Source organism: Erwinia artemisiae (genome assembly GCF_051400835.1).
In the GTDB taxonomy this organism is placed as follows: domain Bacteria; phylum Pseudomonadota; class Gammaproteobacteria; order Enterobacterales; family Enterobacteriaceae; genus Erwinia; species Erwinia aeris.
In genome coordinates this window covers 1-22,721 of sequence record NZ_JBLFFM010000001.1, presented here as the reverse complement: position 1 = coordinate 22,721, position 22,721 = coordinate 1, and the positions used below count along the sequence as shown (strand labels likewise).

Here is a 22,721-nt window from a genome sequence, read left to right as displayed (position 1 = left end):
CCAAAGAAAAAAATGATAAGGCGTCAGTGGAAAAGTTGATATTTTATGACATTTTCCTGCGCAGAAAGCCATTATTAAGATGCATAAAACGAGGCTGGTGGCCCTGCATCCACGCTGGATTTTACTTAGCGCAAAAAAGAAATAAGCGGCTCTTATCCTTCTGCTCCGGCGCAACTATTATTCCCGCTGCAGTATAAGCTGCTTTATTAACCGGGGACGCACCTTTAAGAAAAAGCGAATAAATTCCTGTTATTACAATCTGTTGCCGGAAAGTTCCGATCAATGCCTTGCCTGCCGCCCGCATTCAGCGATACTGTATATAAACACAGTTAAACCGGAATAAGCATTATGCAGCCGATTTCCCCTGCTGAAATTATGGAAGATCTTTTTTTACCGCTGTTTATTGAGCGCGTACCCTGCGGCTTTCCCAGTCCGGCCCAGGATTATATTGAGGACCGTCTGGATTTGAATAAGCTGGTGCTGCGTCATCCCAGCGCCACCTATTTTATCAAAGTAAGCGGCGACTCGATGATTGAGGCCGGGATCGGCCATGACGATCTGCTGGTGGTGGATCGTTCGCTGACCGCAGAGCATGGCGATATCGTGGTAGCGGCCGTGGCCGGTGAATTTACCGTTAAAGAGCTACGCCTCCGCCCTTTTTTACAGCTGATGCCGCGCAATCGTCACTATTCTCCGATTACGTTTCACGATGCGGAAGAGCTGGAAATTTTTGGCGTGGTCACTTTTATTCTGAAATCCACCAAAAATGTTCGCGCTGGTTGACGTCAACAGTTTTTATACCTCCTGCGAAACGGTGTTCCGTCCCGATTTGCGCGGCAGGCCGGTGGTGGTCGTTTCCAACAACGACGGCTGTATTATTTCCCGATCGGCCGAGGCAAAAGCGCTGGGCATTAAAATGGGCGAACCTTATTTTAAAATTAAACAGGATCTCCAGCGTCAGCAGGTGCAGGTTTTCAGCTCAAACTATGCGCTGTATGCCGATCTCAGCCATCGGGTGATGACCCTGCTTGGCGAGCTGGCGCCTGCGAGCGAAATTTATTCTATTGACGAGGCTTTTCTGGATCTGACCGGCGTCAGCAACTGTCTCTCGCTGGAGGATTTTGGCCGCGACATCCGGCAGCAGGTGCTGAAAGCTACCGGCCTGACGGTCGGCGTCGGCATCGCGCCAACCAAAACGCTGGCCAAGCTTGCTAACTATGCGGCGAAGAAGTGGAGCAAAACCGGCGGCGTGGTCGATCTCTCCGATCCGGCGCGCCAGCGCAGGCTGCTGCCGCTGGTGCCGGTTGAAGAAGTCTGGGGCATTGGCCGTCGCGTCGGCAAGCGTTTGCAGCTGATGGGCATTAAAAACGCGCTGGATCTGGCCGACAGTTCCGTCCCCACCCTCCGCAAGCACTTCAGCGTGGTGATGGAGAGAACGGTGCGCGAGCTGCGCGGCGAATCCTGCCTGGCGTTAGAGGAAATGGCACCCGCTAAACAGCAGATCGTCTGTAGCCGCTCTTTCGGGCACCGCGTCACCGACTATCAGGATATGCATCAGGCGATCTGCGCCTGGGCCGAACGCGCGGCGGAAAAGCTGCGCGGCGAGAAACAATATTGCCGCTTTATCAGCGTTTTTATCCGCACCAGCCCGCACGACGACAACGGCACCGGCTATAACAACCAGGCCTCCGGCAGGCTGCTGCTGCCCTCGAACGATACGCGCGATATTATTCGGGTGTCGACCGAGGCGCTGGACCGTATCTGGCGCGAAGGCGAACGCTATATCAAAGCGGGCGTGATGCTGAGCGATTTTTACAGCGAAGGCGTGGCGCAGCTGGATCTGTTTGCCGAAACGCAGCCGAAGGCCAACAGCGCGGCGTTAATGACCGCCATTGATACGCTGAACAGCTCCGGCAAAGGGAAAGTCTGGTTTGCCGGCCAGGGCATTGAGAAAAGCTGGTCGATGAAGCGGGAGATGCTCTCTCCCGCCTGGACCACGCGCTACAGCGATTTGCCGACGGCGAAGTAAAACCAGCGACGGGCCAGCCCGGCAAACAGCGCCGACAGCACCAGCAGCGCCAGGCCGAAGGCGAACGGACTCCACCAGCCGGCCGCGTCAAACAGCAGGCCGCCCAGCCCCGCGCCAAGCGTGATCGCCATCTGGATCACCGCCACCATCAGGCCGCCGCCCGCTTCGGCATCGTCGGGCAGCGCGCGGCTTAGCCACAGCCCCCACGCCACCGGCGCAGGCGTCGCTACCAGCCCCCAAAGCGCCAGCAGCACGCCGGTCAGCAGCAGAGAATGCCCCAGCGCGATCAGCAAGGCGGCCAGCAGCGCCATGCCGAGCGGAATGGCGATCAGATAAGCGTAGAGGCGGCGCTCAAGCAGCGTACCGATAAGCCAGGTGCCGATGAGTCCCGCCCCGCCCAGCAACAGCAGCAGCAAAGAGAGCTGGTTGACGTTGGCGCCGGTAACGGTTTCCATAAACGGGCGCAGATAGGTAAAAATGCCAAACTGCCCCATAAACAGAAACATAATGCCCGCCATGCCCAGCGCCACGGGCGGCCGAACAAGCAGGCGCAGCGGGTTGGCGGCTTTGTTGCGGCCGTTGCCGGGCAATGATGGAATGCTGCGCCATTGCCAGATAAAGGCGATAACGGCCAGCGGCACCACCATAAAGAACGCCCCGCGCCAGCCAATATACTGCCCAAGAAAACTGCCCAACGGCGCGGCGACGGTAGCGGCCAGCGCGTTACCGCCGTTGATCAGCGCCAGGCCCTTCGCTACCGCGTGAGCAGGCACAAGGCGCATCACCGTCGCCGTCGACATCGACCAGAAGCCGCCAATGGCGATCCCCAACAGCGCCCTGCCGACCATAAACATCAGGCCATTGGTCGAAAAGGTTACCGTCAGCCCGGAAAGCGCCAGCAGCAGCGTAAAGGCGATCAGCACTTTTTTACGATCGAAACGCCCGGTCAGCGGCGTGTTAAGCAGGCTGGTGAGCACGGCAAAAAAACCGCTGACGGAAATTGCCTGTCCGGCATGGCCCTGACTGATCCCTAACCCCTGCGCGATGGGCGTCAGCAGGCTGACCGGCATAAATTCTGAGGCGATCAGCACCACTACGCCAAGCGCCATCGAAAAGACGGCGCCCCAGGCAGGGTGATGACGAGATTGTTCCGCTACAGCACTATTCATGAACGATTCCGATATTATTAACACTTGCGCTATTTTGCACGCTGGCCGGGTTAATGATTAGACGGGCGTAATCGCATGTAATTGTGAATTTTTTGCATCAATCAACGAACGCAAAGCCTCAAAGACCCGTGAGCACGCATAAAGAGCGGCACTGCAGGGCTTTGGAGTTTTGTGCGCCGCAGGCAGGCGAAGCGGTAAAAGAGATAGAGTAATGCGATCGGATGGGGTAATTTTTACGCGCTTGTGAAATTTAATCAGCAATTCTGCGTGGATACTATGAACGATATCGTGGCCTTTCTGGCCGTTGCCCGGGCGCAAAGCTTTACCAAAGCCGCCGCCGGTCTTGGCGTCAGCCCTTCGGCGCTGAGCCATACCATTCGCAATCTGGAAGAACGGCTGGGCGTGCGCCTGCTGGCGCGCACCACGCGCAACGTTGCGCCTACCGAAGCCGGCGAGCGTCTGTTGCAGTCGGTTGGGCCGCTTTTCGATCAGATTAACAGCGAAATTGACAGCATTGGCGAGCTGCGCCATACGCCTGCCGGTAATATTCGCATCACCTGCTCAGACGACGCGGCGGAAAATTTGCTGCGGCCGATACTGCCCGCGTTTTTCAACACCTATCCTGATATCAGCGTAGAGATCTGCATTGATTACGGCTTTACCAATATTGTCAGCGAGCGTTTTGATGCCGGTATTCGTTTAGGCGAATCGATCAGCCGGGATATGATCGCCGTGCGCCTCGGGCCGGACTGGCGTCTGTCCGTGGTCGGCGCGCCGGACTATTTCCGCCGCAATCCACACCCTGTCGTTCCGCAGGATCTGACCGCCCATCGCTGTATTAATATCCGGCATTCGGTCGGCGGCAGTATTTACGCCTGGGAATTTGAAAAAGACGGGAAAAAACTGAATATCAAGGCCAACGGCCCGCTGTTGTGCAACAGCAATATTCATATCCTGAACGGCGCGCTGGACGGTATCGGCCTGGCCTGCATCCCGGATTTTATGGCGAAACCCCATATTGAGGCGGGTCGGCTGGTAGAGGTACTGGCGGACTGGTGCCCGACGTTTGAAGGATTTCATCTTTATTATCCCAACCGTCGCAACACTTCTTCGGCGTTTTCCGCCTTTGTGGAAGCGGTCAGGTATCGCGGGCCGCGCTGAGATGCGGTTATCCGGGCAGAACAGGCAAAACCCGTCCTGCCCGGTGATTAACCCTGGTGGCTAAAATGAAGCGCTACGGTTACAGCAGGTTTTTCTCGGCCAGATCCAGCGCAAAGTAGCTGAAGATCAGATCGGCGCCCGCACGCTTGATGGCGCCCAGGCTTTCCAGCACCACTTCGCGCTCGTTGATCGCCCCCGCCTGCGCGGCGAACTTCAGCATTGCGTACTCGCCGCTGACCTGGTAGGCCGCCAGCGGCAGCTCGGTACGTTCGCGCACGTCACGGATGATATCCAGATAGGCACCCGCTGGTTTTACCATCAGCGCGTCCGCGCCTTCAGCCTGGTCGATTAACGACTCGCGGATCGCTTCGCGGCGGTTCATCGGGTTCATCTGATAGGTTTTGCGATCGCCCTTCAGCGAGGTGCCTGCCGCTTCACGGAACGGGCCATAGAAGGAAGAGGCGAACTTGGTGGAGTAGGACATGATAGCCGTATCGGTAAAGCCCGCTTCATCCAGCGCGTGGCGGATAGCCGCGACCTGACCATCCATCGCGGCGGAAGGCGCGATAAAGTCGGCACCCGCGCGCGCGGCGGCAACCGCCTGCTTGCCCAGGTTAATCAGCGTGGCGTCGTTGTCCACGCCATGATCGTGCAGCACGCCGCAGTGCCCGTGCGAGGTGTATTCGCAAAAACAGGTATCGGACATAACGATCATTTCCGGGACGGTCTCTTTACAGATACGGGACATGCGCGAAACCAGCCCGTTTTCCTGCCAGGTATCGCTGCCGTCGGCGTCGGTATGATGAGAGATGCCGAAGGTCATTACCGAACGGATGCCCGCTTTCGCGATGCGCTCGATCTCATAGGCCAGACGTTTTTCCGGAATACGCATCACGCCAGGCATGGCCTGAATCGCTTTATAGTCGTCCAGACCCTCTTCAACAAAGATCGGCAGCGCCAGATCGTTAATGCTGAGCGATGTTTCCTGAAACAGCGAGCGGAAGGAAGGCGTTTGACGCAGGCGTCGTGGACGAAGAATTGGGGATAGAGTCGACAAAACAACCTCGGTTTAGCAGATAGTCAGCGGCAGAGAGGCGCCGCAGGGATAAAAAGAAAGTCCGTTAACAGTATACCCACAGGCGCTTTCTGACAATGTCTGTCGCTTTTCTTCACTGGCGAACGGCACAGAATGCCTGGGTTGTTATCCGCAACGCCGCCTCTGTTGGCCGCGCTGAAATAAGTAACAGACAGGCGGTAATCCTGGTGAGAATTTTCATGATCAGACGCCATGACATCCTGAAATTTTGCCCGGCCTTGTAAAGCCTCTGGCCGCTAACGCTAATCGTTTTTCGGGTGTGGTTCAGCACTCAGTCATTTTGTGGGCTTATCAGTTCAGGCACGGCAAATGAAGGCGGACAAAAAGCAGCCCCAGCCCTGAGCCATAACGCTCATCCCGGAAATTGCAGTTCCAGACGGACGTTGCGCAGAACTGGCGCTAAAGACGTTTCGCCACGGACGGGTTTCCGCCTGACGGCCCATTTGCGCAAGCGCCCCTTTTTTTAGGTCTATACTCAGTGAGCCAGGTATATGATTTAAGTAGACAATTTGCTGTCACCGGGAAAAGGGAAACCTTAAATTTATAATATATATGCTTGTTTTTGTTGTATTTTTTTCTGTGGCGCTTTGCATGTTAAGTCAGCGTCCATATCACCCCTGACGACTATGGAGGCGTATCGATGGATTTTCTTGGCTGGACAGCCGCAACGGGCGGGCTTTTATTACTGATGTCGCTGGCATCAGGCTGGATCAATCGCGGCCCGATCACCACGTTTTCTCTCTACCTGATTGCCGGCGTAATTTGTGGCCCCTGGGTGCTGGATCTGCTGCATATCGATATTGCCGCTCATGCCGAACTGACCGCTCACCTTACCGAGATCGCAATGGCGGCCTCGCTGTTTATCACCGGGCTGAAACTCAGGCTGCCGTTCCGGCATCAGGGCTGGCGGCTAGGGATGCGGCTGGCTTTCCCCGGCATGCTGCTGACCGTGCTGGGTATGTCGCTGGCGGCACACTATCTGGTCGGCCTTTCCTGGCCGTTTGCCATCGCCTTTAGCGCCATCGTCGCGCCGACCGATCCCGTACTGGCCAGCCTGATTTCCGTTAACGATGCCCGCGATGACGACAACCTGCGCGTGTCGCTCTCCAGCGAGGCCGGGATGAACGACGGCACCGCCCTGCCGCTGCTGATGCTGGCGGTGACGCTGCTGACCACGCAGCAGGAAATGACGCTGGATCTTTTCCGCCACTGGGCGTTAAAGGACGTGCTCTGGGGGATCACCGGCGGGCTGGGCATCGGCTTTGTGTTTGGCCGCTTTGTCGGCCAGTACGTCACGCACCTGCGCTACGCGCATAAAGATGTCGCCCCGAATGATTTCCTGGCGCTGGCGCTGATTGCGCTGAGCTATGCGGCGGCTCAGGCGCTGGACGCCTCCGGCTTCCTGGCCGCTTTTGCCGCTGGCGTGGGTCTGCGTCGGGCGGAAGTCAACGTTATCCGCCGCCAGCCTGCCGATGCGTTTGACGACAGCGACCATCGCCCACCGGCGGAGGTGCTGGTCAATCCGCATATCCGTCATGAATCTCTTGATCCGGATCCGGCGCGCTCGGTAGGCCTGGTCGTCGGCGATGCGCTGTCGTTCGGTGATACCGTGGAACGCCTGTTTGCGGCCGGCATTATTATCGTGCTGGGCGTGACGCTGGCGCATCACTGGGATCCGGACGGGCTGCTGATGGCGCTGGTGCTGTTTGTATTTATCCGCCCTGCGGCAGTATGGCTCGGCACGACAGGCATTAAAGTGCCGTGGCAGCAGAAGATGATTATCGGCTGGCTGGGGATCAGGGGGATTGGCAGTATCAACTATATTGCCTGGGCCTATACGCACGGCGTGGCGGGCGAAGAGATGACGCGCATGGCGAATATCGCCTTTACGTTAATCGTTGCCAGCGTCATCATGCATGGGATTTCGGTCACGCCGCTGCTCAACTGGCGGCAGGCCAAAATAGCCGCCGCCAAAGAGCAGGACGAATAAGCGTTATAACGCGCTGGAGAGTTTTTTCTTACAGTAGACCAGGCTGCTGTAAAGCGGGTTCAGATACCAGATAACCATCAGTTTGATATTGTTTCGCGTCAGTTGGCGTACCAGCGCGTTTACCCTGGGCTGGTACTCCTTCGGCACGGTCATATCATGCTCGCGCAACATTTTCAGGCAGCCGCTCATCACCGGAAAATAGTAATCATCCACCAGCGAACGTTCCACCGGCACGTTGGCGGCGCGGATAGCCTCTTCGGTACCTTCACGAGCGATAAAGTAGTTCTTCACCCAGGAAAAATCGCGCGTACGGACGGAAAGCGACGTCGTGGTATAGCGCTTAAAGTAGTAGGCTTCTGGCGCCACGAAAACCTGTTTTGCCTGCAAATAGAGGGTAAACATAAAAGGCGCGTCTTCGTGATTCTGGATCGGCAGAAAGCGGCTTTTGGTCCGGACAATCAGCTCGCGAGAGATAATGCTGGACCAGAGCACGCGATGCGCGGAGCCGCTGCCGTTCAGCTGCTCAATAAAGGCCGTGCCGCCGCTGTACACCCCTTTCAGGTTACGGGCGTGCGTGATCTCAGGCTTGCGCTCTGCCACCGGCACGTCCATAAACATTTTGGCGGCGAAGCAGAACATCTCCAGCTCCGGACAGGCGCGCTTTTCACGCAGGAAGTCGGCAAACAGCGTCGGGCCGGTGAGATCGTCGGCATCCATAAAGTAGATGAAGTCGCCGGTGGCCAGCTCCAGCCCTTTATTCCTGGCGGCGCTGACGCCGCCGTGCGCGTTACGCACCAGCTGAATACGCGGATCGCGCTGGCAATACTCTTCAATCAGCCGATCGGTACCGTCGGTCGAGCCATCGTCGATAATAATAATCTGCTGCGGTACTACCGTTTGTTGCAGCAGCGAATCAACAGCCTCGCTCAGATCGGCCCGGCCATTATAGACGGGCATAATCACGGACAGCGTAGGCTGCGCCAGATCGTCCTGGTTACTCATCTTTCACCTCGCAGGTTCAGCCGACGGAAAGTTACATTTTTAAGGTAGTCGCCTACTTTACTGTGCAGCAGGCAGCAGATAACCAGGTTCACAAAACCGATCAGCCCCAGGTAGAGCAGGTTCAGCCAGCGGTTATCGTTCCACTCGAAAGGGATCGACAGCGTAAGGAAGGTCACGCAGGCGGAAACGGCCCAGATCAGCAGCACGTCGCGGGTCAGCCACTGCATATGGATCGTCGGCGCAAACTTCCTGTGCACAATCCATGACCAGACCAGCAGGTAGAAAATGTTTTGCGCAACCCACACGATGCCGGTACCCAGCGCGCCATAGTGGATGGCCGCAAAAATATTCAGCGGGATCAGGATAATGGCAAACAGCGTAAAGCCTTTCATATGCAGCGACAGGTTGCCGTTCACATACTGCAAATTATAAAGCAGGCCGACAATCGCCTGTACGCCGCTGCCCAGCGCATACAGCGTCATTACCAGCGACATCTGCTCGCCAATCTGCGCGTTCTGCGTCCAGGCCCAAATCAGCTGGGTTGGATAGAAAGCGATGGTCAGGCTGAGCGGCGCCATAAAGATGCTTACCGCCTGGGTTGTCCAGCGATACAGCTTCAGCGTTTCCTGCTCGCCGTTCTCGCTTTTGGTACGCATCCCCGTCATGCGCGGCACAATCGCCTGCATAATCGGGCTGCTGAGCATCACGATGCCGGTTGCCGCCGTCGCCACCACGGTAAAGGAACCGTAGGTCGCCAGCGGCAGCGTTTTGGACAGCACCAGACGGTCAATCTGCGAAATAAACGTCCAGATGGCGCTGGAAAAAGCCGCGCCGACGGCAAAGCGCAGGAAAGGCTTCAGCACGCCTTTCAGGTTATCCACCCTGGTGTTGCGATCGCTTTTAGGCACCAGCTGGTAGGATTTGCGAATGCAGAAGAAGGCCTCGCCCAGTGAAATCAACAGCTGCCAGCAGAAGAAGAAGATGACCGGGTTCGACGCGAAACGAATAACGAACACCGCGCCAAAGGTGCGCAGCGTAATCACCACCAGGTTCAGCGCGTTCAGCCAGACCTGATGTTCATAGCCGACAATTACGCTGCGATAAGGCCCGATACGCCAGCGGATAGCGGCGGTCAGCACCATGATGCCGACGGCAATCACCAAATCCTGATGCGGGATAGTTTTCGCATGCAGCCAGTGCGAGGCGACATAAGGCGAGGCGAACCAGCCCATCACCACCAGCACGGCGGAAGAGATCAGAAAGAACTTACCCAGCGTAGCGAACAGCGAGGGAAACCACGGGTTTTGCTCCCGATCGGCGCGATAGCGGGCCGCCTCACGCAGCAGCGTGGTGGAAATCCCCACGTCCAGCAGCTGTAGCCAGGTCAACAGGATCGAGAAAAAGCCGATAAGGCCGTAAATCTCCATGCCCAGTTGATGAATATATAAGGGTACGACCAGTATCCCGGCAAGCGTGATATAAATCTGACCGACATAATTCGCAACCGCATTACGCTTAATCGACATAATCTCTTCTATCGTGCTCGGTTTATCATTTATCAATAACGCAGACTAACAAATCGCTGCCCGAACTACATCCGGGAAATAGTCTTAAAAGCGCGATGCGCGGTGCCCGAAGCCACGCCTGAATAGTACCGCCCGGCAACAGGTTGTTATAAAAGAATGCGGCAAGCTTGTATCTTTAACGTCCAATACAGGCTATTAAAAAAATAGTAAATCTGAGATAAAAAAGGCTGAACAATCATTATCCGCTTTTTACATTCTGCCGGGCCATTTTTATCTGGAGCGATGTCGTGAGCATGGCGAAAGTCATGGCCGACAAGGTTTAGCGGGTGGCCCTGATGCTGAGACAGGCTTTTAGTTTCTTCTGGCCCTTGCCGGCTGCCCGACGCGGCGGCCTCGTCCGGCAACAGAAAAAGGCGGCTTATGGATAGCGAAAAGCTGCGCGGAGTGAAGCCTGAAGCCAACCGGCAGCGCGCGCAAATTCAGCCTCTGGCGAAAAATTCCCCCAATCGGCCCTGATGAGGATCCCGACCTGTCATAAGCGCGGACAGTTAACCCGTTTTCAGCTCACGCTTCCACCGGCTTATTTTCAATTCGGACCAATGAATGCTGAGCGCTTTAAGGCACAGAAAAACCGATGCTAACTCAATCGTTATTTTTTATGCCTCGTTTTATTAATTAGTTTAAAAAAACCTGGACGACCGTGATAAAAAAACACACCAATACGATTAAAGATAAAAATAAATATCATCTTCTTTACTATTTTACCCGCATAAAATAAAAATGACCTGAATAAGAAAATAAAAATGTGAATCAGCTTGTTGTAGAATAGCGATAATAAAAATCACTACTCTTTTAGTTTAAGCGCCGTATCCGTGCTTTTCCCTGCCGTTCCCGAGGGTGTTTGCCCGCCATGCGGAAATTTTCAACCTGCTGTTTTTACTGTGATTTTATCAAAATAACGGTTTTATCCCTGCCAGGAGCTGGCCTGGCGCAACCATGATGGGGCGCATAAAGCGCGCGGCCGGCCGTCTCTTTTTCCGCTGTTTCTGCCACAAAGAGGCAGGCTGCCACGACTAACGTGACAGAGATCACATTCAATCTTCTGACGCATAATTCCGCCTCTGCCACCTCAGCCAACCGCGGCCGGGATTTATGCTAGCCTCAAAGTAGAGGGAGTGTTGCCGTCCTGAGAGTGGGTTGATAAAAAACATGAAAATATCAGAGAGTTTTCGCAGCCATTTTATCCGCGAAGTGCTTATACCTTTGGTGCTGGTGTTATTAATTATTTTTACTGCGGCAACGTTTACGGTCTGGTGGGCCACCGCGAAAACCAATCGCGACGCCGCTCACCAGCAGCAGCAGATTATCGAGACTTCGCTGACGCAAAGCCTGACGGAAATGATCAAACAGAATCGCAGCCTGGCGCTATGGCAGCCGCTTGGCCGTCGTCTGGATCGCGCGCTACAGGATACGCCCTGGCTGAACCAGAACGTCGGCACCTGGCTGTCGACCATGTTCGGCCACCAGCTTATCTATATTCTTGATGAGGAAGATCGTCCGGTGTATCGCTGGGAGTGGGATAAAAACGTCCCTGTGGCGCAGTTCGAACATCTGCGTCAGCCGATCAATGAGCTATCGGCCCGGCTTAAAACCCCTTTTGCCAGCGGCGGACACGCCGAAGCGATCGACTTTACCCTGATCGATAAACGGCCCGCTGCGCTCGCCATCAGCATTATTGACGACGGCTACGGCGGCAGCGGGCGTTTTCGGCTGGTGAGCGTAAAATATCTGGACGCCAGCTATCTCAATTCCCTCTCTCAACGCAGCCTGCTGCACGATCTGCACTACGCCGACGGCAAGCCGATGAAAACGGGCGCTAACTATTTGTTAAAAAATCGCCTCGGCGACGCGCTGGGCTATATCAGCTGGCGCCCGGCCGCGCCCGGCACGCAAATGTTTCAGGTTATCGGCCCGGTCGGGCTGGCAATGGTGCTGATTATCACGCTGATCTGCGGAGTGATGATCCGCCGCCTGTGGCTGTCCTCGCTCAAACTCTCACAGTCGCTGCTTCAGCTGAGCGCCAGCGAGGCGCAGGCGCAGCATCTGGCTTTCCACGACGTGCTGACCGGCCTCCCTAATCGCGCGCTGGTTGAGGAACGGCTGACGCAGGCGCTGGGCAAGCTGAACCGCAGTCCTGAACATGTCGCGCTGCTGCTGCTGGATCTCGACCGTTTTAAACAGGTTAATGACACCTATGGGCACCATGCGGGAGACGAGCTGATTATCGACGTGGGGCATCGCCTTAATCAGGAGGTCAGAGAAGCCGATACCGTAGGCCGGCTTGGCGGCGACGAATTTGTGGTTATCGTGGAAGGGATCACCACGTTCAGCGATATTCAGAAGCTGTGCGAGCGGATCATTGCCTCGCTGGCGCGGCCTTTTACGCTGCTGGGCAGTGAAACCTGGATAGGCGTCAGTATTGGCGTGGCGATGGCGCCTCAGGATGCGAGCGATCGGCTGGAAATGATGCGTAAAGCGGATATCGCGCTGTACGAGGCCAAAAGCCAGGGGCGCGGTCAGTATCGCGTGTTTGATAACTCGATGGATGAACAGGTCAAAACGCGCCAGCTGATTGCGGCTGATTTACGCGCCGCGCTGCAAAACAAGCGCGATCTGGCCGTTTACTATCAGCCGCTGATGGATATTTCCGGGCAGCAAGTCGTGGGTCTGGAAGCGCTGATGCGCTGGCATCATCCGCAGCGCGGCGTGATTTCGCCCGGCGAATTTATTCCGCTGGCGGAGGAAATGGGCCTGATTATCCAGATTGGCGAGTGGGTGCTGCGTGAAGCCTGCCGCGTGTCGCTGGCGTGGCCCGATATCTCCATGGCCATTAATGTCTCCCCTTTACAGTTTCGTTCAGCGGGCTTTGTGGAGCGGTTTAAAGCCATCGTCCAGCAGGAAAAAACGCTGCCTTCCCGTATTGAGCTGGAAATTACCGAAGGCGTGCTGATTGAAGATGAGAAAGGCGCGCAGGAGATTATGCGCGCGCTGCGTGAAGCGGGTTTCCGTATCGCGCTGGATGATTTCGGCACGGGCTACTCCAGTCTGAATTACCTGAGTCATTTCTCGGTGGATAAAATCAAAATCGACCGCTCCTTTACCCAGTCGCTGGGCGTGACGGAGAACTCAACCGCCATCATCGAATCGGTGGTAAGACTGGGCCAGGCAATGGGGCTGACCGTAACCGCAGAAGGCGTGGAAACCAACAGCCAGATGGCGGCGCTGGCGGAGGCGGGTTGTAATGAGCTACAGGGCTACCTTTTTTCGCAGGCCGTATCGGAACAGGAAATTGCTGCGCTGCTGGCTCCCGATAAAGCCAGCTAACGCAGCGTGACAACGTCACCTTCTTATTGACGCCGCGCCCGTTCATTAACGACGCGCGGCGCAGGATGTTAAAAGAAACCCAGCGGTTCGGTGCTGTAGCTGACCAGCAGGTTTTTGGTTTGCTGATAGTGATCGAGCATCATTTTATGCGTTTCCCGCCCGATGCCGGACTTTTTGTAGCCGCCAAACGCCGCGTGTGCCGGATACAGATGATAGCAGTTGGTCCAGACGCGCCCTGCCCTAATCGCCCTGCCAACCCGATAAGCGCGGTTGATATCGCGCGTCCAGACGCCCGCGCCCAGCCCATAGATCGAGTCGTTGGCAATGGCGATAGCTTCCGCCTCATCTTTAAAGGTCGTGATGCCTACAACAGGCCCGAAGATCTCCTCCTGGAACACGCGCATACTGTTGTTGCCCTTGAGCAGCGTGGGCTGAATGTAATAGCCGCCGGCCAGATCGTCGTCCAGCTTCTCCACGCCGCCGCCGGTCAGCACCTCTGCGCCTTCCTGCCGCGCAATGTCCAGATAAGAGAGAATTTTATCAAACTGCTGCTGCGAAGCCTGCGCGCCGATCATGGTGTCGGTATCCATAGGATCGCCGCGCCTGATGGTTTTAATTCTTTTTAATACCGCTTCCATAAAGGGCGCATAAATGGATTCCTGCACCAGCGCGCGCGAAGGACAGGTGCATACCTCACCCTGATTCAGAAAGCCCAGCACCACGCCTTCCGCCGCTTTCTCTATAAAAGAAGGCTCGGCCTGCATGATGTCCTCAAAGAAGATGTTCGGTGACTTGCCGCCCAGCTCAACCGTTGAAGGAATAAGGTTTTTCGCCGCCAGCTCCAGGATATGGCCGCCGGTAGCGGTAGAGCCGGTAAAGGCGATTTTGGCGATGCGCGGATTGCCCGCCAGCGCCTCACCCGCTTCACGACCAAAGCCATGCACTACGTTCAGCACGCCTTTCGGCAGCAGGTCGGCGATCAGCTCGACAAACAGCGTGATTGACAGCGGCGTCTGCTCCGCCGGTTTCAGCACCACACAGTTGCCCGCGCCAAGCGCCGGTGCCAGCTTCCAGGCCGCCATCAGCAGTGGAAAGTTCCACGGGATAATCTGGCCGACCACGCCCAGCGGTTCGTGAAAATGGTAGGCGGCGGTAAACTCGTCGATTTCCGCCGCCGTGCCTTCCTGCGCGCGCAGGCAGCCCGCGAAATAGCGAAAATGATCGACCGCCAACGGCAGATCCGCCGCCAGCGTCTCGCGTACCGGTTTGCCATTGTCCCAGCTTTCGTTGACGGCCAGATATTCCAGCTTCTCTTCCAGCCGATCGGCGATTTTCAGCAGCGTCAGCGAACGCGACTGGACGGAAGTTTTGCCCCAGGCTTCCGCCGCCGCGTGCGCCGCATCGATGGCGTTTTCAACATCCACCTTATCTGAACGTGGGAACTCGCCGATGGTCGAGCCGTTAACCGGTGACGTATTGGTAAAGTAATTACCGTTTACCGGCGCAACAAACTCGCCGTTGATAAAATTGCCGTAGTGCGATTTCAGCACGATTAAGGAATCCTGACTGCCCGGATATGCGTAGCGCATGATCGTCTCTCCGCTATAATTAACAATTAAACAACTTGAAATTAACATTAACAGAACAGGAGAAATTGACAGCCGGGCCGGGCGGAAAGTGTGACCGCGCCGAAAGGAAAGCGCTAAAGCGAGGAAAGAGGACGGCAAAGCCGCCCCGTTGCGTCAGGCGAGGCGCGCTATCGCGCGCGGCTGCTGACAAAAATTCTGCAAAAGCCGCAGCGGCCAGCTGGGTTCGGGGAGCGCTTCGCCAGCGGCTTCGGGCCTTGAGCTGTTTTGCTGACAGGCCGCCATAATCGCCGACGTAAACTCGGGATGGAACTGCACCGAGAGCGCCTGTGGGCTGTAGCGAACGATCTGACACGGATCCATCACGGAAGAGGCAAGCACCCGCGCACCGGTCGGTGGTCGCAGCACCGACTGACGATGGGAAAGCCACGCGGAAAACTGCCCCGGCAGCGCGCCCAGCAATACATCTTCAGCGCCCTCTTCGTGACGGGTGATCTGCTGCACTCCCCCTTCCCAGCCACGCGGATTATCGCCCACCTTGCCGCCCAGCGCATAAGCCATGAGCTGATGACCATAGCAGACGCCCAGCAGCGGCAGCTGATGATCCATAGCGCTGCGTATCCAGGCGGCCGTACGCTCGCTCCACTCCGCATGATCGGTGACCATCGCCCAGGAGCCGGAGAGAATGGCCCCCGACAGCAAAGCGGGATCGGGCAGCGCTTCGCCCAGATCGGGACGCACGATCAGCCAGGCATCCGGCTGTAAACCCGCAGCGGCGATAAACCAGTGCTGCTGCTCGCCCACCTGCGCCATGACGCCCGCAGGCGGCGTTTCAAACTGGATAATAGCGAAAGGAAGCGCGTTCATTGTCTGGCAATCTCCTTATGCGGCTGATTCGGAATCTTACAAGAAAAAAGGGCCTTCACGCTTAACATCATGGCGATTCGTGCCATCATAGGCTAATGATTAAACACACTAAAGGATTGCGTTGTGGCTGTACGTCATTTTTTCCTGATTTTGCTGGTGGTCACCACCTGGGCTTTCAATAACGTTGCGGTAAAATGGGGGCTTGGCGAGGTGCCGCCGCTGTTTCTGACGCTGATGCGCTTTGTGGTGGTGGCGCTGATCCTGGTGCCTTTTACCCGCGTTACGCGTGAACAGCTGCGCTATCTGGTGCCGCTGGCCTTTACCTTTGGCTTTATGCATTTCTCGCTGCTGTTTCTCGGCCTGAAATATACCGACGCGGGCACAGGCGCCATCGTGGTGCAGCTGGGTACGCCTTTCGCGATGATCCTGGCAATGATTTTTTTGCAGGAAAAACTGTCGCTGGTACAGATGTTGGGCATCGCCATTTCACTGAGCGGCGTGGTGGTGCTGGCGGGCAGCCCGACCATTCCAACATGGTGGGTGCTGTGCCTGCTGCTTTGCAGCGCGGTGGGCTGGGCCGTCAGCAACCTTATCGTGAAGAAATCCCCGTCGATCAAGCCGCTTACCATGACCGGCTGGCTCTCTTTTCTGGCGATCCCCATCGTGGGCCTCTCATCCTTCTTTATGGAAAGCGGCCAGCTGACCAGCCTGGTTAACGCTTCATGGCGAGGCTGGTTCGCGATTTTGTACAGCGCAATCTGCTCTTCCATCGTCGCCTATTCGCTGTGGTATGGCCTGCTGCGCACCTATAACGTCAATCTGATTATGCCCTATTCGCTGCTGACGCCGGTGCTGTCGGTGATTATGGGCGTGCTGGTGCTGGGCGACAGCATGAATATCTTTAAGGTTTTCGGCTCGCTGCTGGTGGTGGCCGGCACGGCGATTGCGGTGATCAACCTGCGCAACCTGAGGATGCACGCCCGCCAGCCAAAGCTGAAGCGGCTGCGCTAGCGACCGCCGATCTTCATTGCTATGGTTAAATTAAAGGAGGAAGCAATGACGACCCGGTTAACCGCACAATGCTGGCAACAGCTCTGGCAGGCATTACGCAATGACGACGCGCCCGATGTCCATTTTATCGGCGAGCAGCGTCTCCCTTCCGCCTTTCCGGTCACCGAGCTGGCGGCCACCAGCATGGCGCTGGCGATGCAGGCGGCCGCAGCCCTGACCGGCAATCCCGCCCGTCAGCGCGTCGATATGCGCCTGGCGTCCCGCTGGTTTCAACACAGCTTTCAGCCCGTAAACCGCTCTGCGCCCTCGCTGTGGGATGCCTTTGCCGGAGACTACGCCGCCGCAAACGGCTGGATCCGCCTGCACACCAACGCGCCGCATCACCGGGCGGCGATGGAAAACGTGCTGGGCACGCACGCCAGCCGCGCCGATTTGGCGCAGGCCGTCAGCCGCTGGGACAAAACCGCGCTTGAACAGGCGGTGATTGACGCGGGCGGCTGTGCGGCAGAGATGCGCAGCGTGGAAGCCTGGCGGCAGCACTCACAGGGGCAAAGCGTACGGCACGAGCCGCTGATAGCGCAAAGCGTACAGCCGCAGGCCGCCGCGCCGGGCTGGGCGCTGCCAGGGCTGCGGCCGCTGCAAGGCGTCAGGGTGCTGGATCTGACCCGAATTATCGCCGGGCCGGTCGCCACGCGCTTTCTGGCCGGGCTGGGCGCGGACGTGCTGCGGCTCGATCCGCCGGGCTGGCAGGAGCCGACGCTGGAGGAGGAAGTCACGCTGGGCAAACGCTGCGCGCGCCTCGATTTAAAGTCGGCGGCAGGCAGGCAGATTTTTGCACAGCTGCTGGGCCAGGCGGATATTCTGATCCACGGCTATCGTGCCGATGCGCTGAGCGCGCTGGGGTATGATACGGAGGCACGACAAAAGCTTTCTCCTGGCCTGATCGACGTCAGCCTGAACGCCTGGGGCTGGACGGGGCCGTGGCGCAACCGGCGCGGTTTTGACAGCCTGGTGCAGATGGGCTGCGGCATAGCGGAAACCGGCAGTCAGTGGCAGCACAGCGAGAAACCGGTGCCGCTGCCGGTACAGGCGCTCGACCATGCTACCGGCTATCTGATGGCCGCCGCCGCGCTGGAAGGCATGCGGCTCAGGCTGCAAAACGGCACGGGCTTCAGCGCCAGGCTGTCGCTGGCCCGCACTGCCTGCCTGCTGACCGATAATCCTTATCCCGAGGCGATGCGCCCCAAAGGGCTGGTTAGCGCACAACCGCATGATAACAATGTCGAAACGGAGATAAACGCCTGGGGGATCGGCCTGCGCCTTAAACCGCCGGTGGAGCTGCCCGGCACGCCGCTGGTTTGGTCTGCTTCCGCCTCGCCGTTGGGTTCTGCGCGCGCAGCGTGGCGGGATTAACCCGCTGGCTACGCGCCTGTTAACTGATAAAGTAAAGCCAGATGACCGGGCCGTTTCGCGCACCTGTTAAGTGACAAAGTACAGCAAGACGATCGGCCCGCTTTGCGCACCTGTTAACTGATAAAGTAAAGCCAGTATCGCCGGGCGCGGTACTGGCTTTACTCAGTGACTACCGGCAGAAACCAGGCCAGCCGGATTGTCCGCAGCTTTACGCTTCGTCTTCTTCCGCCAGCTCGTCGCGCATCGCCTGAATCGCTTCGCGACTTAGCGCGGCCAGCGTACGGTAAAACGGCGTATCGGCCCAGGCTTCCACCTTGCCCAGGAACTGACCGCACCACGGCAGCAGATAGTCGTCGAACAGCGTAATTTGCGCCTGTACCTCATCCTCCTGCGACTGATCCTCCAGCCAGGAAGCGGCCAGCAGCAGCGAGCCAAACCGATCGGCCGGGCCTTCGCCAAGCGGCATGCCACGGCTCTGCAAAAACGCCCGCACTTCGCTCTCCTGCGGGCCGTTTTCCCACTTTGAACCCTCCGGCGACACCTTGCAGTCGCTGCCAACAAACAGCGCGTTATAGTCAGCGGCCAGCGCCTGCGGATCGCTGTTCTGCTGCAAACGCGTCAGCAACTCGTCCTGCTCCAGCGGCCACTGCTGCTGCAGCTTACCCTCGCGCAACAGCGTAAACAGCGGCACCAGCAGCGGATCCTGCGGCTGGCGGTTATAGAGCGAGCCAAGGATGCGGCAGATAATCGAAAATTCATTCATCGGGATGGGTCCATAGCGTTAAGCGTGACAACGTCACAGGTCAGCAAATTCTGTAATGGTCGTGCCGGTTCTGCGCTGTAAAAAATCCAGCAGGCGGCGCGGCGTGACATTTAATACGCGTTCTTCGGGAAAATCCACTTCCTTCATGATCCGCAGACAATGCTCAAAATTGCCCAGCGTAAAGGCAGTATGGGAATCCGAGCCGCAGGCGATCCAGCCGCCGGCATCGCGTACTGCGGCTGCAATAGCACGACAGTTAGGCTCGCTACCCTTGCGCGAGTGGGTAAAAGAGGAGTTGTTCAGCTCCAGCGCCACCTCATATTTTGCGGCGGCCTCGGCAATAGCAGGAATATCAACAGGGTACTTCGGGTTGCCCGGATGGCTGATGATATGCACGTTGCCGCTGGCCATGGCGGCGATCATCGCTTCGGTATTGGTCGCCTTGTCGCGCGGTGCGAAAACCGGCTCGTGAAAGCCTGCCACCACGATATCCATGGCCTCCATCATCGGCCCGGTGCAGTCGATATCGCCCGCCAGGTTTTTAATATTGGCTTCAATACCGCGCAGGATGCCAATGCCGTCCACCACGCGCGGCCAGACTCGCATATTGATAAAATGCCAGTGGTGCGGCGCATCGGCCATATCGGGGCCGTGATCGGTGATCGCCAGCAGTTTGACGCCGCAGGTTTGCGCCTGCTGGACGTAGTCACGCAGCGTGCTATAGGCATGGGTGCTGGCAACGGTGTGCATATGAAGATCGACAGGGTACATAATTTCTCCTTGTTGACGGGCACTCGGCCCGGACGAGTTAGTAGCCTCGCGCCAGATCGACCTGACCGGCGGGCATATCACCCGCTTCACGCTGGCGGATGGCGTCAGCAATGTAGTCCATAGCTTCCTCCGGCAAGGTGACAGCCGCATTATGCGGCGTGATGGCGATAGCCGGATGCGTCCAGAAAGGATGATCCTGCGCCAGCGGCTCCTGCGCAAAAACGTCCAGCGCCGCCGCCTTGATTTCGCCCGCCGCCAGCGCCGCCAGCAGATCTTCTTCCACCAGATGCGCGCCGCGCGCCAGATTAATCAGATAAGCCTCCGGCTGAAGCTGACTCAGTAAACCACGGTTCAGAATGCCGACGGTTTGCGGCGTGTTCGGCAACAGGTTAATCAGCACGCGGGTGCCGGAAAGAAACTCGCTCAGCTGCGCTTCGCCGTGGAAACTGGTGACGCCCGGCAGCGTTTTCGGCGTGCGGCTCCAGCAGCGCACCGGAAAACCCCAGTAGCGCAGGCTTTCCGCCACGCTGCGCCCCAACACGCCCGCGCCCAGAATGCCGATGGTAAAGGCGTCCCGGCCAGGGTTGCGCAGCGGCTGCCACAGCGCCTGGCTTTTCTGCTGCTGATAGTCGTTAAAGCGGCGGAACCAGCCCAGCACGTGCCAGACCGCATATTCCTGCATCTGGCGACCCATGCCGGTATCCTCCAGACGAAACAGCGGCACGCCAGCCGCCAGCATCTGCGGATGTTCGCGCAGCTGGTTGAGAATATCATCCACGCCCGCGCCCAGCGCAAAAACGCCTTTTAAATCCGTACGGCCCTGCAGCATCGCTACCGGCGGCTGGCGCACCAGCGCGTAATCCGCAGGAGCCCGATCGCCCGGCGTCCATTCACGCACGCGGGCCTGCGGCAAACGCTGCTCTAATCCGGCCTGCCATTTTTTTGCATTAAAGGAAGGATGATAAAAAATGATATCCACGCGGCTTCTCCTGTTTTTCCTTCAGGCTCAGGGAAAATGCAGCCCGTGGCAAGCAAAAAATAAGGGGGCCGTTATGGCCCCCCTGGCTAGCGTGTCGTCTGGATAAGCCTGCGCAGCAGCGGCATCAACAGCAGCAGGATCAGACCTGTGGCGACGCTGCCGCAGCCCAGCAGCATAAAGATATGGCTGTAGCCAGGGTTGGTCAGCGCAGGCGAACTGCCGCTGTTCTCCGGCATCATGCCGGAAACGTGACCGGCCAGCACCGACGCGACGCCTGTTACCATCATCCAGCAGCCCATCATCACGCCCTGATAACGTAGCGGCGCCAGTCTGCCGATCATCGCGTAGCCAACCGGCGAAATCAGCAGCTCGGCCAGGCTTTGCAGAATGTAGCTGATCGCGATCCATTTGAACGCCACCATGCCGTCGCCGCCGGCCAGCATAATACCCACGGGCAAGACCAGCATCCCCAGCCCGATACAGAACAGCGAAGAAGCGAACTGCAAAGGAATATCGATGCGCCAGCCACGCTCGCGCATGTTACGAAAGCCCATTGCCAACAGCGGCCCGCCGAAAACAATCACCAGCGTATTGATGTTTTGCACCCACTGCGGCGCAACCCGGATGCCCCAAACGTTCAGCATAATATTGTGTTCGGTAAACAGCATCAGCCCCATCGGCGCCAGCTGGTAAAGCGTCCAGAACACCAGCGCGCCCAATGCCAGGATCAAGTAGGCGGCCATTCGGCGCTGTTCTTCCCGTGGGCGATGTCGCAGCGTGGTGGCGGCAAGCAACAGGAAAACAACCGCGCCGAGGATCAGTACAAAAGTGCCGGTAAAATCAGCATGGGTCAGCATCAGGCGGATAATCGGCACCAGCACCACCAGGATCAGCAGGCCCGCCAGCATCCGCAGCCGCAGCTGCGATTTGTTGACGTGCAGCAGCGGCGTATCGATATCCGCCAGCGTTTTCCAGCGCAGCAGAGAAATAACGATGGCGACGGCGTTGCCCAGCGTGGCGAACAGGAACAGCGCCTGGTAATGCTCCTGTAGCTGGAAATAGCCCGCGCCAGTGAAGCCGATAAAGAAGCCCAGGTTCATCCCGGCATAGTTCCACAGGAAGGCGCTTTCGCGACGGCTGTCTTCCGGCGTAAAACGCTGGGTCAGCATCATATTGATACAGGTTACGTTCAGGCCGCTGCCGGTGAGGAACATCGCCAGCCCCCAGTACAGCCCGTCCGCGCTTTGCCCGGAGAGGATCCAACAACCAATGACCTGCAACACCATACCCAGCACAAACAGGTTACGGTTGCTGAGGTAGCGTCCGCCGAGGTAGCCGCCAAACAGATGCAGCCCGTAGTTGAAAGCGCCGAACACGCCCATCATGGCGTTGGCCTGCGCCTCGCTGAAGCCGAGTCGTTTGGTGGCATAAAGCACCAGGGTGGAATAGAGCACGGCAAAGCCAAGGGTGGCGAAAATCTGGATAAAGAAAAGCGCGCGCGTACCTTCCTGCCCTGTCGCTCCACCGTTTTTAGTCTGGATAGTCACTGTGGCCTCGTGATTTTTTAGCCTGATAAAGCGAATCATTATGCACATTGTTCGGCCAATTGCGCTGATACCGTTGCGTTTTACTTTAGTAAACGGTCCTTTTGCCGAATTTAGCAGCAGCCTGCTGCAAAAATGAGTAAACGAGCGGAAAAGTGCAGAAAGGGTGTTGACCCGCGCACGACTTTTCCCTACATTACCGGCCACGCAGCAAGCTTGCGTAACAATATGGTGAGGTGTCCGAGTGGCTGAAGGAGCACGCCTGGAAAGTGTGTATACGGCAACGTATCAAGGGTTCGAATCCCTTCCTCACCGCCATATTTAAAGAAAGAGCCTGAACTCACGTTCAGGCTTTTTTTTATGCATGTTCCCCACGAGGAAGGGTGAGAACCCTTGACCGGGTTCGACAACCGGCTTCAGCCGGTTGGAC

Annotated in this window: 17 protein-coding genes and 1 tRNA gene; 8 read left to right on the top strand and 10 right to left on the bottom strand. The window is 57.4% G+C overall.

The genetic code is table 11. From position 1 onward, the window contains the following. Positions 1-348 precede the first annotated feature (348 nt). Together umuD and umuC are read left to right on the top strand one after the other, a co-directional pair. Positions 349-783, top strand: coding sequence for a translesion error-prone DNA polymerase V autoproteolytic subunit (umuD, locus tag ACMGEE_RS00090; RefSeq protein WP_253460616.1), 435 nt, complete (start codon positions 349-351; stop codon positions 781-783). Next, positions 767-2,029, top strand: a complete 1,263-nt coding sequence (gene umuC, locus ACMGEE_RS00085; RefSeq protein WP_436829447.1) for a translesion error-prone DNA polymerase V subunit UmuC — start codon at positions 767-769, stop codon at positions 2,027-2,029. Before umuD ends, umuC begins: the two co-directional genes overlap by 17 nt. On the opposite strand, the gene ACMGEE_RS00080 is transcribed toward umuC, so the two are convergent. Further along, positions 2,002-3,198 carry an MFS transporter gene (locus ACMGEE_RS00080; RefSeq protein WP_253460609.1) on the bottom strand — a complete coding sequence of 399 codons (1,197 nt, stop codon included), beginning with the start codon at positions 3,196-3,198 and terminating at the stop codon, positions 2,002-2,004. The two genes, umuC and ACMGEE_RS00080, sit on opposite strands and share 28 nt — an antisense overlap. Before the next feature lie 276 nt (positions 3,199-3,474). Here ACMGEE_RS00080 and ACMGEE_RS00075 point away from each other — a divergent pair, with 276 nt between their 5' ends. After that, positions 3,475-4,359: a LysR family transcriptional regulator gene (locus ACMGEE_RS00075; RefSeq protein ID WP_253461292.1), complete on the top strand. Its 885-nt coding sequence runs from the start codon at positions 3,475-3,477 to the stop codon at positions 4,357-4,359. Between the two features lie 79 nt (positions 4,360-4,438). Here the strand turns inward: ACMGEE_RS00075 and hemB are convergent, their stop codons facing one another. After that, positions 4,439-5,416 (bottom strand): porphobilinogen synthase, encoded by a 978-nt coding sequence (gene hemB, locus ACMGEE_RS00070; protein ID WP_253460606.1) that lies wholly within the window; start codon positions 5,414-5,416, stop codon positions 4,439-4,441. A 679-nt stretch (positions 5,417-6,095) separates the two neighbouring features. Here hemB and ACMGEE_RS00065 point away from each other — a divergent pair. Next, positions 6,096-7,445: a cation:proton antiporter gene (locus ACMGEE_RS00065; RefSeq protein WP_436829446.1), complete on the top strand. Its 1,350-nt coding sequence runs from the start codon at positions 6,096-6,098 to the stop codon at positions 7,443-7,445. Between the two features lie 3 nt (positions 7,446-7,448). Here ACMGEE_RS00065 and ACMGEE_RS00060 read toward each other — a convergent pair whose 3' ends face one another. Continuing rightward, on the bottom strand, positions 7,449-8,447 hold the full coding sequence (locus ACMGEE_RS00060) for a glycosyltransferase (RefSeq protein WP_436829445.1): 999 nt from the start codon (positions 8,445-8,447) through the stop codon (positions 7,449-7,451). After that, complete coding sequence (locus ACMGEE_RS00055; protein ID WP_253460597.1) at positions 8,444-9,973, bottom strand: lipopolysaccharide biosynthesis protein; 1,530 nt, start codon at positions 9,971-9,973, stop codon at positions 8,444-8,446. Before ACMGEE_RS00055 ends, ACMGEE_RS00060 begins: the two co-directional genes overlap by 4 nt. A 1,209-nt stretch (positions 9,974-11,182) precedes the next feature. Here ACMGEE_RS00055 and ACMGEE_RS00050 point away from each other — a divergent pair. After that, positions 11,183-13,357, top strand: a complete 2,175-nt coding sequence (locus tag ACMGEE_RS00050) for a putative bifunctional diguanylate cyclase/phosphodiesterase (protein ID WP_436829444.1) — start codon at positions 11,183-11,185, stop codon at positions 13,355-13,357. A 68-nt stretch (positions 13,358-13,425) separates the two neighbouring features. On the opposite strand, the gene exaC is transcribed toward ACMGEE_RS00050, so the two are convergent. Next, complete coding sequence (exaC, locus tag ACMGEE_RS00045) at positions 13,426-14,946, bottom strand: acetaldehyde dehydrogenase ExaC (RefSeq protein WP_253460591.1); 1,521 nt, start codon at positions 14,944-14,946, stop codon at positions 13,426-13,428. A gap of 153 nt (positions 14,947-15,099) precedes the next feature. Next, positions 15,100-15,810 (bottom strand): glutamine amidotransferase, encoded by a 711-nt coding sequence (locus ACMGEE_RS00040; protein WP_253460587.1) that lies wholly within the window; start codon positions 15,808-15,810, stop codon positions 15,100-15,102. A 123-nt stretch (positions 15,811-15,933) separates the two neighbouring features. On the opposite strand from ACMGEE_RS00040, the gene ACMGEE_RS00035 reads away from it, so the two are divergent. Then, on the top strand, positions 15,934-16,821 hold the full coding sequence (locus ACMGEE_RS00035; RefSeq protein WP_436829443.1) for a DMT family transporter: 888 nt from the start codon (positions 15,934-15,936) through the stop codon (positions 16,819-16,821). 45 nt (positions 16,822-16,866) lie between these two features. Then, the gene (locus ACMGEE_RS00030) at positions 16,867-18,234 is read left to right on the top strand and encodes a CoA transferase (RefSeq protein ID WP_301252250.1); all 1,368 of its coding nucleotides are present in this window, start codon (positions 16,867-16,869) and stop codon (positions 18,232-18,234) included. Between the two features lie 208 nt (positions 18,235-18,442). On the opposite strand, the gene ACMGEE_RS00025 is transcribed toward ACMGEE_RS00030, so the two are convergent. The 4 genes from ACMGEE_RS00025 to ACMGEE_RS00010 all read right to left on the bottom strand — a co-directional run bounded on the left by ACMGEE_RS00025 (position 18,443) and on the right by ACMGEE_RS00010 (position 22,294). Next, positions 18,443-18,997, bottom strand: a complete 555-nt coding sequence (locus ACMGEE_RS00025; RefSeq protein ID WP_253460579.1) for a TorD/DmsD family molecular chaperone — start codon at positions 18,995-18,997, stop codon at positions 18,443-18,445. Positions 18,998-19,030: 33 nt separating this feature from the next. Further along, positions 19,031-19,768, bottom strand: a complete 738-nt coding sequence (locus ACMGEE_RS00020; protein ID WP_253460576.1) for a phosphatase — start codon at positions 19,766-19,768, stop codon at positions 19,031-19,033. A 37-nt stretch (positions 19,769-19,805) separates the two neighbouring features. Continuing rightward, complete coding sequence (gene ghrA / locus ACMGEE_RS00015) at positions 19,806-20,747, bottom strand: glyoxylate/hydroxypyruvate reductase GhrA (RefSeq protein ID WP_253460573.1); 942 nt, start codon at positions 20,745-20,747, stop codon at positions 19,806-19,808. Positions 20,748-20,833: 86 nt separating this feature from the next. Next, positions 20,834-22,294 carry a peptide MFS transporter gene (locus ACMGEE_RS00010; RefSeq protein WP_301252253.1) on the bottom strand — a complete coding sequence of 487 codons (1,461 nt, stop codon included), beginning with the start codon at positions 22,292-22,294 and terminating at the stop codon, positions 20,834-20,836. A 227-nt stretch (positions 22,295-22,521) separates the two neighbouring features. Between ACMGEE_RS00010 and ACMGEE_RS00005 the strand changes: the two genes are divergently transcribed. After that, positions 22,522-22,609, top strand: a tRNA-Ser gene (locus ACMGEE_RS00005). Positions 22,610-22,721: the final 112 nt, after the last annotated feature.